At 63.8% G+C, this 15,625-nt stretch carries 15 protein-coding genes; 5 read left to right on the top strand and 10 right to left on the bottom strand.

The features are described 5' to 3' along the window. Nucleotides 1-139: 139 nt before the first annotated feature. The 8 genes from JHD82_RS19495 to sucC form a co-directional block, all read right to left on the bottom strand. Nucleotides 140-577, bottom strand: coding sequence for a glycosyltransferase family 2 protein (locus JHD82_RS19495; RefSeq protein ID WP_199138224.1), 438 nt, complete (start codon nt 575-577; stop codon nt 140-142). Further along, nucleotides 574-2,526, bottom strand: coding sequence for a M48 family metallopeptidase (locus tag JHD82_RS19490; protein WP_199138222.1), 1,953 nt, complete (start codon nt 2,524-2,526; stop codon nt 574-576). Before JHD82_RS19490 ends, JHD82_RS19495 begins: the two co-directional genes overlap by 4 nt. A gap of 65 nt (nt 2,527-2,591) precedes the next feature. Beyond that, nucleotides 2,592-3,035 carry a pilin gene (locus tag JHD82_RS19485; RefSeq protein WP_199138220.1) on the bottom strand — a complete coding sequence of 148 codons (444 nt, stop codon included), beginning with the start codon at nt 3,033-3,035 and terminating at the stop codon, nt 2,592-2,594. Nucleotides 3,036-3,258: 223 nt separating this feature from the next. Further along, the gene (locus JHD82_RS19480) at nt 3,259-3,972 is read right to left on the bottom strand and encodes an FHA domain-containing protein (protein WP_199138218.1); all 714 of its coding nucleotides are present in this window, start codon (nt 3,970-3,972) and stop codon (nt 3,259-3,261) included. A 243-nt stretch (nt 3,973-4,215) separates the two neighbouring features. Continuing rightward, entirely contained in the window at nt 4,216-4,998 is a 783-nt protein-coding gene (locus JHD82_RS19475) for a PP2C family serine/threonine-protein phosphatase (protein WP_141830851.1), read from the bottom strand. Between the two features lie 292 nt (nt 4,999-5,290). Next, nucleotides 5,291-5,983 carry a TerC family protein gene (locus JHD82_RS19470; RefSeq protein ID WP_099734894.1) on the bottom strand — a complete coding sequence of 231 codons (693 nt, stop codon included), beginning with the start codon at nt 5,981-5,983 and terminating at the stop codon, nt 5,291-5,293. 166 nt (nt 5,984-6,149) lie between these two features. Then, the gene (gene sucD, locus JHD82_RS19465; RefSeq protein WP_012202800.1) at nt 6,150-7,043 is read right to left on the bottom strand and encodes a succinate--CoA ligase subunit alpha; all 894 of its coding nucleotides are present in this window, start codon (nt 7,041-7,043) and stop codon (nt 6,150-6,152) included. A 20-nt stretch (nt 7,044-7,063) separates the two neighbouring features. Continuing rightward, nucleotides 7,064-8,224, bottom strand: a complete 1,161-nt coding sequence (gene sucC / locus JHD82_RS19460; RefSeq protein ID WP_012202801.1) for an ADP-forming succinate--CoA ligase subunit beta — start codon at nt 8,222-8,224, stop codon at nt 7,064-7,066. A 436-nt stretch (nt 8,225-8,660) separates the two neighbouring features. On the opposite strand from sucC, the gene argC reads away from it, so the two are divergent. Genes argC through yddG form a run of 3 tightly spaced genes read left to right on the top strand, consistent with a single transcriptional unit; the run spans nt 8,661 to nt 12,419 of the window. Next, the gene (gene argC, locus JHD82_RS19455; protein WP_199138216.1) at nt 8,661-9,593 is read left to right on the top strand and encodes an N-acetyl-gamma-glutamyl-phosphate reductase; all 933 of its coding nucleotides are present in this window, start codon (nt 8,661-8,663) and stop codon (nt 9,591-9,593) included. Then, nucleotides 9,590-11,476 (top strand): hypothetical protein, encoded by a 1,887-nt coding sequence (locus JHD82_RS19450; protein WP_199138214.1) that lies wholly within the window; start codon nt 9,590-9,592, stop codon nt 11,474-11,476. The genes argC and JHD82_RS19450 overlap by 4 nt, the downstream gene beginning before the upstream one ends. A 22-nt stretch (nt 11,477-11,498) precedes the next feature. Beyond that, the gene (gene yddG / locus JHD82_RS19445) at nt 11,499-12,419 is read left to right on the top strand and encodes an aromatic amino acid DMT transporter YddG (RefSeq protein ID WP_099750962.1); all 921 of its coding nucleotides are present in this window, start codon (nt 11,499-11,501) and stop codon (nt 12,417-12,419) included. On the opposite strand, the gene recX is transcribed toward yddG, so the two are convergent. Together recX and recA are read right to left on the bottom strand one after the other, a co-directional pair. Then, nucleotides 12,416-12,892, bottom strand: coding sequence for a recombination regulator RecX (gene recX / locus JHD82_RS19440; RefSeq protein ID WP_043825371.1), 477 nt, complete (start codon nt 12,890-12,892; stop codon nt 12,416-12,418). The genes yddG and recX overlap by 4 nt on opposite strands. A 202-nt stretch (nt 12,893-13,094) precedes the next feature. Further along, nucleotides 13,095-14,198 carry a recombinase RecA gene (gene recA / locus JHD82_RS19435; RefSeq protein WP_012202806.1) on the bottom strand — a complete coding sequence of 368 codons (1,104 nt, stop codon included), beginning with the start codon at nt 14,196-14,198 and terminating at the stop codon, nt 13,095-13,097. A 147-nt stretch (nt 14,199-14,345) separates the two neighbouring features. Here recA and JHD82_RS19430 point away from each other — a divergent pair, with 147 nt between their 5' ends. Next, complete coding sequence (locus JHD82_RS19430) at nt 14,346-14,846, top strand: MarR family winged helix-turn-helix transcriptional regulator (RefSeq protein ID WP_012202807.1); 501 nt, start codon at nt 14,346-14,348, stop codon at nt 14,844-14,846. 99 nt (nt 14,847-14,945) lie between these two features. After that, nucleotides 14,946-15,620 (top strand): response regulator transcription factor, encoded by a 675-nt coding sequence (locus tag JHD82_RS19425; protein WP_012202808.1) that lies wholly within the window; start codon nt 14,946-14,948, stop codon nt 15,618-15,620. The last annotated feature ends 5 nt before the right edge of the window (nt 15,621-15,625 follow it).

Below are 15,625 nucleotides of genomic sequence, written 5' to 3'. Positions count from 1 at the left end.
CCCCCCCCCCCCCCCCCCCCCCCCCCCCCCCCCCCCCCCCCCCCCCCCCCCCCCCCCCCCCCCCCCCCCCCCCCCCCCCCCCCCCCCCCCCCCCCCCCCCCCCCCCCCCCCCTTTTAATGATCCCGCGACCACCGAGATCTACACTGTTCGCATTTCGTCGGCAGCGTCAGATGTGTATAAGAGACAGCTGTTGTACAAGCCATTGGCCAATCCACGTCCCAGGCTGGCCTGGGAACCTTTCTGTCTGGCTCCGACAACCAAGTCGTTGCCCTGCTCCATTTTTTCCAGCAACCGGGAAATGTCCGCGGGATCGTGTTGACCATCAGCGTCCATAAAGACAATGATGTCGCCGCCGGCTGCCCGGGCACCGGTTTTGATGGCTGCACCGTTGCCTTTGCTGTAGGGGTGACTTACCACGCTGGCGCTGGCTTGCTCGGCGATCTGCGCGGTATCGTCAGTGGAACCATCATTGACGACGATGATTTCGGCGTCAGGCATGCACTCCCTAATACGGCGCACGGTCAAGCCCACGCTCAGCGCTTCGTTCTTGGCGGGCAGCACGATGCTGATTTTCATGGTTGGTTTTTCTCGTTCAGCGAATGGGCGGCGCCCTGCAAGTCCTCCAGCAGAGCTTGTCTGAGGCGCGCTATCTCCATGTCGTAGGTGGCTCTAGATCGCCTCAATGTTCGATCGGGCTGTGAACCGTAAGCTTTCTGGGCTGCGTCCAGCAACTGCAGGCCTTCGCGGGGATGGCCGGAACTGCCCATGTGCGCCACCATGGACAGCGCCGCTTCGATATCCCTGTAGCGGTCGATGGCTTCAAGGAGCTGGACCTGTGCCTCTTCGTAACGGCCCATGGATGTCAGCAGCAGACCGCGCAAATAGGGCTCAAGACGGTTGAACAACGGCACGGCGGCGTACTGTGGGAGGGTCTGCATCAAGCTCAATGTGACCAGGGCTTGGTGCTGATAGTCCTCGCTAGCACCTCGTTCGATTAGCGTCTCAGTGAGCAGGCGCATGCCCAGTACGGTCTGCGCATCGAATCGCTGTTGGGGCAGCAACTGCCTGACATGCTCGAAATCTTGTGTGGTCGCCTGTTGGCGCAGTACTTTTTGCAGCAGCCACTGCATGGTTAGCAAGGAGCTTTGTGGCAGATGCTGTGTCGCGGACTCCAACAGCGCAAAGCCTTCATCCACTTGACCATGCTGGAAAAGGCGGATTGCCAAATGGTTCTGTGCTCTTGCCGATTCAGGGGTGTTGGCGGCCCAGTAGTTCTGAAGGGCCTCGGTATCGGACCAGAGGCTGGCGCGCTGCCATGTAAGCCCTGCCAGCATGACCAACATTGCGATCAATGTGACAGAAGCTACGAACAGGCTTTTTCTCTCTGCGACCCACAGCAAGGCCATGATCAAGGGCAGGAAAAGAAAAAGCGCTGCACCATAGTTGCGGTGCTCGAAATAGAGTTCCAAGCCGACGACCGTGGATTCGATGAGGTGAGAGGCAAAGAAGAAAAGAATGGCCAGAGCAACATAGGGCAGGCGCTTGCGCAGGCCTATGGCTGCCACTAACAGTGCAGCTACACCCAGCAGACTGGGCAGCGTTGTCCAGGGTTGCAGCAGGCCGGTGGAAATGACGTAGCCGTCCTGAAACAGGCCCCGGCCCTCGATGCGGGGCACATAGAGATGGAACAGGTATTCCCAAAGAATGCGGGGCTCTGTGAGAAGGCGCTCCAGTTGATTGAAGGGCCGTGTTGGCCAGGCATTGGCAGATAGATTGATTTCCTTGGAAAGGGCCCAGGCGACTGCCAGGCTGGGCAGCCAAAGCAGGACCAGACGCCAGCGCCAATCCGGCCGTGGTGGGGTAGCGGATCCCGCGCGGGAGGGCACGCAGCATTCGATGACCCCTGCCAACATAGGCAGGAGGATCCCGTTCTCCTTGCTGAAGGCAGCCAGCAAGGTGCCCAACGTGAGAGAGATCGACATCCAAAGGTAGGCCGATGCCGGTCGCTGTTGCAAAAGCAACCGGCCGTGAAGATAGCCCGCCAGCCCGCACAGCATGAATAGTGTGGCCAGTTGTGCCATGCGCTGCACCACATAGAGCGTGGTGGACAGCATGTATGGATGCAGTAGCCAGAAGGCCATGTTCAGCACGGCTGCCCAGCGTGCCCGGCTCTCGGATATTCCGTATAGACGCAGAAGATTGAGCGTTGACCAGCACAGCATCAGCCCAGTCAGAAGATGCAGCCAGAGATTGGTGAGCTTGAAGGAGCTTGGCTGACTTGGCCAGAAGAAATCGTCGAGCAGAAAACTCGCCAAAGCGACCGGGCGGCCAAGAGGGCCTGCCGACCCGCTCATGACAAAGGATTGAAAGGTATCCCAGTCGCTGATACCGCCCTGTGCACCCATGGGCGAGAGATTAGGGGCATCGTCGAAAAGAAATCCTCCCTTAAGCCCTGGCAGGTAAATGACAAATGTAGCCAGCAAAGCCAGCCAGAAGACTGCAATCCAAGCGTTTCTGCGCAGCAAGCGAGTTCCCTGTAAAGAAAAATGCCCGCTTGCGCGGGCAGATTCATGCCATCCGGCAGGAAGGATTAGCTTTGACGGCAGTTGGCCGGCAGGTATTTGGCATCCACAGGGGTCGTTGCAGGACGCTTGCACCTCCAGTCCACAGCACCCACGACGGACAGGGGGGAGAGCACCAGATCGGTGGCGCTGGTGGCGACACCAGAGCCAGAGGAGCCGGTCTTGTATGTAATGGTAATGACGCCATTATTAATGGTGATACCGTTCACATACTTTGTATTGGGGGAGGTGTAGCCTGCGGCTGCGCTGGTGGCAGGCCAAGTACCTTGGCTCAGGCGGTGCTCAGAAACGGCAGTCTTGGCAGAGGCTGCCAGTGTCAGGCCTTCAGACACCTTGGAACGCACCGTGTAATCCTGATAAGCCGGCAGCGCAACGGCTGCCAAAATGCCGATGATCGCCACAACGATCATCAATTCGATCAAGGTAAAACCTTGCTGGATGGAACGCTTCATGAACTTCTCCTCATAGGGGGTTGATTGCATGCTCTGTAGAGCAAGAGCCGTGCCAGTCGCGCCTTGAGGCCAAGGTTCGCGCATGTGTATTGTTTGGTTGCAAATTACACGGCTGGTCGACATTCTCTGACAAATCGATCCAATTTTGCGTGACATTTTTGTCAAGGATGGTGTGCTTGCCAACGCTGAACAGCGAACCTTGTCAGTGGATCAAGAGGGTCCTTCACGCCACCAGGAACTGCATCTGCGTACCTGCCAGTTCCACCGTGTCGCCATGTTGCAGCGGCATGGCGCGGCGGCCGATTTCCTGGCCGTTGAGCTTGAGGCTGGGGGAGTCGCCTTCCAGCTGGGCCAGTACGAAGCCGTGGTGCTTCTGGGTAATGGAGGCAACGGCCACGCCGGGCTTGCCCAGCGTGGTGACGACTTTGACCAGTGGTACTTCGCGGCCGGCGGCGTTGCCGTTGAGCATGCGGATGGCGGCCTGGCGCGTGGCCAGTCCGGCCATGGAAGGGGGCAGGGTGTGGTCGAAACCCGAGGGCGTTTCCTGGCTGAACTGCGAGGGCAGATCCGCTTCTGCCAAAGGGGCTGGGCGGGTGGCCTCGACTGCGGCGGCAATGGCGGCCAGGGCCGAGCGTGAGGACGCGCTGACCTGCTGTTGCACGAAGCGGATCTTGTACTTGCCGATGTCCAGCAGGTCGCCGTGGTTCAGGGTCTGGCGCAGTATGGGCTGGCCGTTGACATAGGTGCCGTTGGTGCTGCGCAGGTCTTCGATGATGACGGTGCCGTCGACGACGCTGAGAACGGCGTGCTCGCCGCTGACGGCGAGGTTGTCGATCACGATATCGTTGTAGGGGCGGCGTCCCAGCGTGGTGCGCTCCTTGGCCAGCTGCACTTCCTTGATGACGGCGCCGTCGATGGAGATGACCAGGGTCGGCATGCTCAAAGTTCCTTTGTTATGCCCGGCTTGCACCATCCACTGGGCGATCCGGAGCTGGGGTGTATCCAAATATTATGTCTGCGGCCTGCGCGCGCCGAGGTCTGCCATGGTATTTGATACAGACTATGGATTGTCTTTTCCTGATTGTTGTATTTGCAATCATTTTTAACAATTGGAACCTGCGAGGGCGGTGCAGGCAAGCGCGTCCATCGGTTGGGATCTGCCGTCGATCGATGTGTGGGCTCAATCGAGGGAGGTGCTGGCTGCAGGGGGAGGGCTGGCCTGTATCTCGATCAGCGCCGCGCTGATGTTGTCGTTTCCGCCAGCTTCATTGGCGGCGGCGAGCAGCGAGGTCAGCAGGACGGGCAGCGGGCTGGATTGGGTGAACAGGGCGGCGATGGCTTGGTCATCGAGCATGTCGGTGAGGCCGTCGGAGCACAGCAGGATGCGGTCGCCGGGTTGCAGCGGCCACTCATTGAAATCGGGCGTGACGTCCGGCGTGACGCCCAGGGCCTGGGTGAGCAGGTGGCCCAGGCCGGATTGCCGGGCTTCGTGGTCCTGGATGCGGCCTGCGTCGATTTCTTCCTGTAGCCAGGTGTGGTCCCGGGTCAGGCGCAGCAGTTGACCCTCGCGCCAGCCGTAGGCCCGCGAGTCGCCAAGGTGGGCGAGCATCAGCAGGCCTGGCAGCAGGGCCGCGGCAATGATGGTGGTGCCCATGCCGCGACAGCCCGGTGTTTCCCGGGCGGCCGTAAGAATGGCGGCGTTGGCCAGGTTCAAGGCATTGGCCAGTGACTGCTGCAATTCCTGGCGGGCTTGCGGAGTGTTGGCTGCCGGCGCCTCGGTGGCTACGCTTTGCAGTGCCACGGATACCAGGCTGATGGCCATGGCGCTGGCGACTTCGCCGGCGTTGTAGCCGCCCATGCCATCGGCCAGCACCGCAATCGGCCAGGGCTGGGCGCTGGGGTGGATGGTGACCGCATCCTCGTTGTTGTCACGGCGCCGGCCCACATCGGTGCGTGCAACCATGGCGCAGTGTTGCGCAGGGACTGCCTGTCGGCAGGGCTGGTCCGGGGTCTTGGGTGCGCTGGGCATGGTGGCGAAGGGCGGGCGCGGCGGTGTTGCCATCAGTCCCTGTGTGCAGATGCAATGGTGAAGCCGGTGCACAGCGTAAATGAAAACAGTGCCCCCAAGTGCCAAGAATGGGCCGGCGCAGCGGCTCGTCAGCTTGACGCCACATCAAGAATGGACCCTCACAAAGCAAAAACGCACTGCCGAGGCAGTGCGTTGTGGAGGTGGCGAGGGGCCGCCTGCGGTGTTATCAGGCCTGTGCCGCGTGCTTGGCGCCGGAGCGCGACTGCAGGAGCTTGCCAATGCCGACGACCAGCACGGCACCGGCGGCAGCCGCCACATAGTGCAGCCAGGGATGGCTGATGGCGTAGTCGTGCAGCAGGCGGTCGTTGACGATGGTTTCTCCGCCAACCCAGCCGATCAGGGCAGCGCCCAGCGTGATGATGACGGGGAAGCGCTCCATGAGCTTGATCATCAGCGTGGAGCCGAAGACCACCAGCGGGATGCTGATGGCCAGGCCCAGGATCAGCAGGACCATGTTGCCTTGCGCCGTGGCGGCCACGGCGATCACGTTGTCCAGGCTCATCACCAGGTCGGCGATCAGGATGGTGCGGATGGCGACCATCATGCTGCCGTGACCCTTGGATTCGCCTTCATCCTCTTCTTCGCCGGTCAGCAGTTGCAAGCCGATCCACAGCAGCAGGCAGCCGCCCACGATCTGCAGGAAGGACAGCTCCAGCAGCTTGGCCGCGACCACGGTCAGGATGATCCGCAGCACCACGGCGGCGCCGGAGCCGAACATGACGGCTTTCTTTTGCTGTGCGGGGGGCAGCGAGCGTGCTGCGAGGGCGATGACGACGGCGTTGTCGCCAGACAGGATGATGTTGATCCAGACGATCTTCAACAGGCCGATCCAGAAATCGGCGCTTTGCAGGTATTCCATGGTTTCTCCACTGTTATGAGTTGAAAAGCGCCAGGGCGGTGGCCTCTGGCGCTTTTTCTTTTTTGGAGTCGTTAGTGTAGGGCGGACTTGCCGCCTTACCGATTCGTAATTCTGCGTAATTTTCTCCTGGGGCGAACCCCAGGATGTCGCGCAGAACCGGTGCCGCTTAGATCAGGCCCTTGAGCAGGCGACCCATTTCGGAAGGATTGCGGGTGATGACGAAACCGCACTCTTCCATGATGGCCAGCTTGGCGTCGGCCGTGTCGGCACCGCCGGAGATCAGCGCGCCGGCGTGGCCCATGCGCTTGCCGGGAGGGGCGGTGACACCAGCGATGAAGCCGACGATCGGCTTCTTCATGTTGTCCTTGCACCAGCGGGCAGCTTCGGCTTCGTCGGGACCGCCGATTTCGCCGATCATGATGACGGCGTCGGTGTCGGGATCGTCGTTGAAGGCCTTCATCACGTCGATGTGCTTGAGACCGTTGATCGGGTCACCGCCGATGCCCACGGCCGACGACTGGCCAATGCCCAGTTCGGTCAGCTGTGCCACGGCTTCATAGGTCAGCGTGCCGGAGCGGCTGACCACGCCGATGCGGCCCTTCTTGTGGATGTGGCCGGGCATGATGCCGATCTTGATCTCGTCGGGCGTGATCAGACCGGGGCAGTTGGGGCCCAGCAGCAGGGTGCGTTTGCCGCCTGCGGCTTCCTTGGCGCGCATCTTGTTGCGCACTTCCAGCATGTCACGGACGGGGATGCCTTCGGTGATGCAGATGGCCAAGTCCAGGTCGGCTTCCACGGCTTCCCAGATCGCGGCGGCAGCGCCTGCGGGGGGAACGTAGATCACGGAGACCGTGGCGCCCGTGCCTTGCGCGGCTTCCTTGACGGAGGCGTAGATTGGCACGTCGAAGATCTTTTCGCCGGCCTTCTTGGGGTTCACACCGGCCACGAAGCAGTTCTTGCCGTTCGCGTATTCAATGCACTTTTCAGTGTGGAACTGGCCCGTCTTGCCCGTGATGCCTTGGGTGATGACCTTGGTGTCTTTGTTGATGTAGATCGACATGGTGTTTTCTCCGGGCCTGCTTACTTGACGGCTTCGACGATCTTGGTGGCCGCTTCGGCCATCGTGTCGGCGCTGATGATGGGCAGGCCGGACTCGGCCAGCATCTTCTTGCCCAGTTCTTCGTTCGTGCCCTTCATGCGCACGACCAGGGGCACTTGCAGGTTCACGGCCTTGCAGGCAGTGATCACGCCGGTGGCGATGGTGTCGCACTTCATGATGCCGCCAAAGATGTTGACCAGAATGCCTTCGACCTTGGGGTTCTTGAGCATGATCTTGAAGGCTTCGGTGACCTTCTCGGGGGTGGCGCCGCCGCCCACGTCCAGGAAGTTGGCCGGCTCGCCGCCGAACAGCTTGATGGTGTCCATGGTGGCCATGGCCAGACCTGCACCGTTGACCAGGCAGCCGATGTTGCCGTCCAGCGAGATGTAGGCCAGATCGAACTTGGAGGCTTCGACTTCAGCGGGATCTTCTTCGTCCAGGTCGCGCAGGGCCACGATTTCGGGCAGGCGGAACAGGGCGTTGGCGTCGAAGTTGAACTTCGCGTCCAGGGCAACCACGTTGCCCTTGCTGTCACGGTTCAGCGGGTTGATCTCGACCAGCGAGGCATCCGTGTCCATGTAGCACTTGTAGAGCTTCTGGCAGATGTCGATGAACTGGGCGGTGGAGTCGGCAGGCATGCCGATGCCCTTGGCCAGTTCTTCGCCTTGCGCCTGGGTCAGGCCGACCAGGGGATCAACGAAGATGGTGATGATCTTCTCGGGAGTGGAGTGGGCCACTTCCTCGATGTCCATGCCGCCTTCGCTGGAAGCGATGAAGGCCACCTTCTGCGTGCCGCGATCGGTCACGCACGACAGGTAGTATTCCTTCTGGATGTCGGCGCCATCTTCGATGTACAGGCGGCGGACCTTCTGGCCTTCGGGGCCGGTCTGGTGCGTGACCAGCTGCATGCCCAGGATCTGGCCAGCCAGTGCCTTGACGTCGTCAATGCTCTTGGCAACCTTCACGCCGCCGCCCTTGCCGCGACCACCAGCGTGGATCTGGGCCTTCACGACCCACACGGGGCCGCCGAGCTTCTGGGCGGCCTCGACGGCCTCTTGCACTGTGAACGCAGGGATACCGCGAGGTACAGGCACACCAAACTGACGCAAGATGTCCTTGCCTTGGTATTCATGAATCTTCATGATGTCTCTCTCAAACAAATAGGGGGGGATTGACCCGGTAGCCCTGGGGTGCTGCCTCAAGGCGGAGTGACCTGGCAATCGCCGAATGTACCATGCTGCACTGCGCCATCCGACACGCCCCCATGCGCAGAATCCACAATTTCCTGCGGGCCAAGCAGCATGCCAGGAACTGTGCAATGCATTGATATGTCAGGGAAAAGACGGTTTCCCGACATTTCTTTCAGGCGCCACAGCTCTTTTGTCTTATAGAGGATCTGCAGACGGCGCTGCCCGCTGTTTGTAACAGGCGCATGTCAGCACGCCCTTGATCGCCACCGCCAACCGTTTTGCGACAACGGACGCAGGGGGACCCGGTTTCGGTGAGAATCCGCAGCTGGAACGCGGCAATGGTGCCGCAGCGGCTCCAGGAGGGCCGCGCAGCAGGAGAAATACAGCGATGGCAAAAGTCTTTATCGATGGCGAAGCAGGCACGACAGGGCTGCAGATCCGTGAGCGTCTGGTCGATCTGTCTGGCGTGGAGCTGGTCAGCATTGCCCCCGAGCTGCGAAAGGATCCTGCCGCCAAGCGTGCGCTGATCGCCGGCGTGGACTTGGTCATCCTGTGCCTGCATGACGATGCCGCGCGCGAGACCGTGGCCATGGTCGATTCCATCGAGGCCGAGACCGGCCGCACCATCAAGATCATCGATGCATCCACGGCCCACCGCGTGGCGCCCGACTGGGTGTATGGCTTTCCGGAGCTGCGTGCCGGCCAGCTTGAGGCGGTCAGGACTGCCAAGCGCGTGTCCAACCCCGGCTGCTATGCGACGGGAGCCATCGCGCTGCTGCACCCGCTGGTTGCCGCGGGCCTCATCCCTGCCGACCACGGCCTGAGCCTGCCCTCGGTGTCCGGCTATTCGGGCGGCGGCCGCAGCATGATCGAAGCCTATGAGGCCGGCACGGCCGCGCCTTACGAGGCCTACGCGCTGGGCCTGACGCACAAGCACATTCCCGAGATCCTGCAATACACCGGCCTGACGCGCCGCCCGGTGTTCATTCCCGCCGTGGGCAATTTCCGCCAGGGCATGCTGGTGCAGCTGCCGCTGCATCTGGACCTGCTGCCGGTCGCGCCCAAGGCGGCCGACCTGCACGATGCGCTGGCCTCCCACTACGCGGCCACCAACACGCCGGAGCAATGGGTGTCGGTGCTGCCGCCCACCGAGGACATGAAGCTGGCCGCCGACACGCTGACGGACACCAACAAGCTGGAGCTGCGCGTGTTCGCCAATGAGCAGTACCGCCAGGCCGTGCTGATCGCCCGCCTGGACAACCTGGGCAAGGGCGCCAGCGGCGCCGCCGTGCAGAACCTGCAGATCATGCTGGGCCTGTGAGCCCGGCCACGCCACCGTCCGCGTCCCTGCCGGGCCGGCGCAGTCCGGTCTGGGGCCATGTCCTGGCCCTGGCCGTGCTGTGCCTGCTGGTCGTTGTGTTTGCCTGGAAGCTGCGGCCGGCATTGCCGTCTTCATCGCGCCTGCTGCTGAGTCCGCTGCTGGGCAATATGGAGGCCTGCCTGGTGCAGGACGGGCTGCGCGAGGATTTTCCCAAGGAATTTCAGCAGATACCCGCCAGCTGCCTGGGTCCGCAGGGCTCGGCCGCAGAAATGGTGAAAGCCACGCTGCAGCGCCTGGGCCGGCCCCAGGGTGAACTGGACCTGGGCTATACGCTCAGCGTGCCGCTGCTGCGCTATGTGCAGTGGAATGGCCAGGCCTGGGAAGTCCGGGGCGAGGCGCTGGACCGCGTGGTGCGCACGGTGGCGCAGGCGCACCGGCCCCTGGTGCTGTATCTGTTCGCCACGCATTTCGAGGTGCATTCCAAGGCCGAGGAGCGCCTGGCCGCCGATCCCGCCAATCTTGCGTGGACCCCCAAGGGGCCGCTGCCGCTGGACAGCTATCTGGGCGCGCGCATCTTCCCGTGGTCGGTCGCGCGGCAGGACAACGAAGTCACGCGCGTGCGCAAGCTGGTCGTCGATGCCCTGGCCGAGCGCATGTGCGCCGCAGGCGATGCCGCCATGCACCAGCTGCGCGCCCTCACCGTGCTGGGCGAGACGCACCAGCTGTTCCCGGGATTCGAGGCCGGCATGGGATTCGCGGCCGAAGGCTATGCGGTCACCGACTACAGCCCGGCCTCCGTGGCGGGCTTCCATGCATTCCTGCGCCAGCGCTATGGCGACATCGCGCGGCTCAACGCCCACCTGAAGTCCGGCTTTGCCAGCTTCGACGCGGTCGAGCCGCCGTCGCGCAATATCCGCAGCGAGCCGCTGCAGAACTTCTTCCAGCACATCGACAGCTATGCGGCCGGCATCGTGCCCGTGTCCGGCTGGGTCCACTCGCCCGATGCGAAGCTGCAAAAGCAGTTGGCCGTGGCCGTCTTCGTGGACGGGCATCCTTACTCGCACGCCCCCGTGCACATGCACCGCCAGGACGTGGCTCAGGCCAAGCCCGGGTTCCTCACGCCCGATGTGGGCTGGCGTGCCGACATCCGCTATCCGGCGCTGGGCGAGGGCCTGCACCGCATCGACGTGGTGCTGCAGGCCGGGGGACGCAGCCTGGGCCTGCTGGCCACGCGCCAGATCGCCGTGATGGACCGCAACCAGGGCGAGCCCAGGCCCCATGCCGCCGAGGCCTTGCCCGACTTCGGCAAGCTGCCGGACGGCGTGGAATTCTGGGTGGACAGCCCGCAGGACCGGCTGGCGCTGTTCTACAACCCGCTGGTCACGGACTGGAACGATTTCCGCGAGCAGCAGGTGGCCGACTACATCCAGGGCTTTTCCGAGCACATCGGCCACGGCTGCCTGGGCCGGGTTCCTCGCTTTGCCCACCAGCTCAACCCCCATGCGAATCCGAGCTGGGATGCCAACCGCTACGCCGTGGAGCGCAGCCTGCAGCGCATGCCGGGGCTGTCCCTGGGTGTCAGCCTGTACGGCGAAGATACCTACGGCCCGCTGGTCGGCCAGATGCTGCGCCGCTATGGCCACACGGCCTATGGCGTGACGGAGTTCCATCCGCTGGTGGCCCTGTCGCCGCAGCGGCTGGAGAAAGTGCTGACCATGCACCGCCGCCAGGGCGCGCGCTTCCTGTCCTTCTTCATGGAAGCCCGGCCCGAGGATGCGACGGGCACGCAGTCCAGCAACGAGTTCTCGTTCGATGCGGACAACACCGCGCATGGCTCGGATGCGCTGTACCACTCGCTGCGCCAGCTGCTGCAGCCGCACTGAGCTGCCGCGCGCAGCCATCGACGTGTCTTCCTTGCAGAACAACTCCCCCGTGGCCGCCGGCCGGGCCACCGCCATCGGACTGCTGGCCGTGGTGTGCTGGAGCTGCACCGTGGGCCTGATGCGCTCGGTGGCCGAGCCGCTGGGCGCCGTGGGCGGCGCCGCCATGCTCTACACGGTCAGCGCCCTGTGCGTGGCCGCCGTGCGCGGCCTGCCCAGGCCCTCGCAGTGGCGGGCCATGCATCCGGCCTACTTCTGGGGCTGCGGCCTGCTGTTTGCGGTCTACGAGATCTGCCTGTCGCTGGCGATTGGCCTGGCGCAGGACCGCGCCCAGGCGCTGGAGCTGGGGCTGATCAATTACCTGTGGCCCAGCCTGACCATCGTTTTGGCCGTGCTGCTGCGCCAGCAGCATGCGCGCTGGTGGCTGTGGCCCGGCGTGCTGCTGTGCCTGTGGGGGCTGACGCGCGTGCTGGGCGGCGACTCGCTGCAACTGCGGGGCATGGCGGACCACATGCTGTCCAACCCGCTGGCGTATGGACTGGCTTTTGGAGCGGCCCTGCTGTGGCCCTGCTATTCGCTGGCTGCGCGGCGCTGGGGCGGTGGCCACAATGCCGTGGGCCTTTTCCTGATATGGACCGCGCTGGCGTTGTGGATCAAATGGCTGTGGCTGGGCGGTGAAGGCGGCATGCAATGGTCGGGCACCGTGGTGCTGCAATTGCTGGCCGTGGGCGGGCTCACCGCCCTGGGCTACAGCTGCTGGGAGCACGGCATACAGCACGGGCATCTGGCCGTGATGGCTGCAGCGTCGTACTTCACGCCCGTGTTCTCGGCGCTGCTGGCCAGTGCCTGGCTGCAGGTGCAGCCGGGCTGGGGCTTCTGGCAGGGCGTGGTGCTGGTGACCGTGGGGTCGCTGGTGTGCTGGGGTGCGACCCGGCGTGCAGGCTAGCCTTCGTCCTCTGCTCCTGCGTCCCAGTCTTCGCTGCGCCCCCGCAGCACCTTGCTCGCAATTTCTCCACCAAAACCGCGCGCAGCCAGAAAGCGCATCTGCTTGAGCCGTTCCTGCGGTGTGGCCGGTGGTGCGCCGAAGCGCTGGCGCCATACGGCAAGGGCGCGCTGCAGTTCGGTGGCGCGCAGTTGCTCTGCGGCGGCGCGCACCAGGCCGTCGTCCAGTCCCTTGTTGCGCAACTCCTGCACCACGCGTGCCGTGCCAAAGCGCGCGGCCTTTTGGTGCAGCACGGACTCGGCCACGCGCTGGGCACTGATGAAGCCGCGCTGCTCCAGCGCGTCGAGCATGGCGCCCAGGTCTTCGCCTTCCTCCACATGGGGGGCGAGCTTGCGTTCCAGCTCCAGCCGTGAATGTTCGCGCTGGCCCAGCAGCTTGAGCGCCCGGCCCTTGAGCGACAGCTTGGCGAATCCCATGCGGCAATGTCTCCTGAATCGTCCCGAATAAAAAAGGCCCCCACGCTCCCCTTGCTGCGCAAGGTCCGCTGCCCCCCAAGGGGGCAGCTTTTTTGCCTTGGGGCGTCCCGGCGATAAAAAAGGCGCAGACGTGAGCCTGCGCCAAGATGGCAAACACAGTGTGTGCAGGCGTGGCAGCGCCTGCAGTGAGGGGTCAGGCCGCTCAGGCTTCGATCACGCCGTCCTTGTCGGCCTTGGCCTTGCCCGCCTTGGCAGCCTTGGCTTCGGGGGCATCGCCACCGGCCGTGGGCAGCAGGGCGATGCCCAGGCTGTCGCGCACCTTGTTCTCGATCTCCACGGCCAGGCCGCTGTTCTCGCGCAGGAATTCGCGGGCGTTGTCACGGCCCTGGCCGATCTTCTCGCCGTTGTAGGCATACCAGGCGCCCGACTTGTCGAGGATCTTGGCGTTGACGCCCATGTCCAGGATTTCACCTTCGCGCGAGATGCCTTCGCCGAAGAGGATGTCGAACTCGGCGGTCTTGAACGGAGGCGAGACCTTGTTCTTGACGACCTTGACCTTGGTCTCGTTGCCGATGGCCTCGTCGCCCTTCTTGATGGTGCCGGTGCGGCGGATGTCCAGGCGGACCGAGGCGTAGAACTTCAGCGCATTGCCGCCCGTGGTGGTTTCGGGGCTGCCGAACATCACGCCGATCTTCATGCGGATCTGGTTGATGAAGATGACCATGCAGTTGGTCTTCTTGATGGTGGCTGTCAGCTTGCGCAGCGCCTGGCTCATCAGACGGGCCTGCAGGCCGGGCAGCTGGTCGCCCATCTCGCCTTCGATTTCGGCCCGGGGTGTGAGGGCGGCCACCGAGTCCACGACGATCATGTCCACGGCGCCCGAACGCACTAGGCTGTCCACGATTTCCAGGGCCTGCTCGCCGGTATCGGGCTGGCTGATCAGCACTTCGTTGAGGTTCACGCCCAGCTTCTGGGCGTAGCTGGTGTCCAGTGCGTGCTCGGCGTCGATGAAGGCGCAGGTGCCGCCCTGCTTTTGCATTTCGGCGATGACCTGCAGCGTCAGCGTGGTCTTGCCCGAGGATTCAGGGCCGTAGATCTCGATCACGCGGCCACGGGGCAGGCCGCCAACGCCCAGGGCGATGTCCAGGCCCAGCGAGCCGGTGGAGACGACCTGGATGTCCTGGATGGCTTCGCCTTCACCCAGGCGCATGATCGTGCCCTTGCCGAACTGCTTTTCGATCTGGGCGAGTGCGGCCTGCAGGGCCTTGGCTTTTTCACTGTTGGCGGTGGTGACGGCGGTGTTCATGCGGACTCCTGGGTTGGCTGGGGTTTCAGCTCTGTATTTGCATTCAGGCTGGATGCTTGAACAGTAGTTTATGGGCTTGTTGGTTTGTTTTGTTGGTGTTTTTAGTCAGTTTTCCTGACTTGTTGGATTTGCCTCCACAATGCATCCATGAGTGAGTTTTCCCCCGTCACGCCGCCCGCCGACGCCTGGCGCCAGACCCACCTGGGCCGCCTGCTCGGCCATGCCATGCGGCGGTTCGACGCGCGTGTGCTGCAGCTCATGGCGCGCGATGTGGAGGTGCCGCTGGCGCTGTCCAATCTTGCGGCGCGCGACAAGGTGGGTGCGGCCCACATCCACATCACGCGGCATCTGTCGCTGGCTGGCGACAGGCTCACCGACCTGGCCGAGCGCGCTGGCATGACCAAGCAGTCCATGGGCGACCTGGTGGCCCAGTGTGAGGCCTGGGGCCTGGTCACGCGCGAAAGCGACGAGCGCGATGCGCGCGCACGCCGCATCCGTTTCACTCCTGCTGGCCTGGCATGGCTGCAGGCCTTCCATGACGCCGTGTCCCAGGCCGAGGCCGAGTTCCGCGAGGAAGTCGGCGACGACATCGCCACCGTGGTGGCGCTGGGGCTGGAGGCCTATGCGGGCGGCGGCTCACTCGGGTAAGGTCCCTGCCAGCGGGGCGGGGCGCATCCTAGAATCCTGAGAATCAAAGGCGCGCATTTCCAACATCCAGAGCGCGTCTGTATTTCAGGAGACAACCCCATGCGCATTCTGATTGCCGAAGACGACCAGGTCCTGGCCGATGGTCTGCTGCGCAGCCTGCGCGGCTCCGGCGCCGTGGTCAGCCATGTGGCCAACGGCAGCGAGGCCGATACCGCGCTGATGACCAGCAGCGAGTTCGACCTGCTCATCCTGGACCTGGGCCTGCCCAAGATGCACGGGCTGGAAGTGCTCAAGAAGCTGCGCGGCCGGGGCGATGCGCTGCCGGTGCTCATCCTCACGGCGGCCGACAGCGTGGAAGAGCGCGTGCAGGGGCTGGACTACGGCGCCGACGACTACATGGCCAAGCCGTTTGCGCTGTCCGAGCTGGAGGCGCGTGTGCGCGCTCTCACGCGGCGCGGCATGGGTGGCGCCAGCAGCACCATCAAGCATGGTCCCCTGGTCTACGACCAGGCCGGCCGCGTGGCCACCATCGACGGCAAGATGGTCGAGCTGTCGGCGCGCGAGCTGGGCCTGTTGGAAGTGCTGCTGCAGCGTGCGGGCCGGCTGGTCAGCAAGGACCAGTTGGTCGAGCGCCTGTGCGAATGGGGCGACGAGGTCAGCAACAACGCCATCGAGGTCTATATCCACCGCCTGCGCAAGAAGATAGAGCGCGGCCCCATCCGCATCGCCACCGTGCGCGGCCTGGGCTACTGCCTTGAGAAGATCGCTTCCTGAGGCCG

The sequence above is a fragment of the Delftia sp. ASV31 genome, from assembly GCF_016428765.1.
Lineage (GTDB): Bacteria > Pseudomonadota > Gammaproteobacteria > Burkholderiales > Burkholderiaceae_C > Comamonas > Comamonas acidovorans.
Note: the sequence above shows the minus strand (reverse complement) of the source record. Positions and strands in the feature narration are given on the sequence as shown.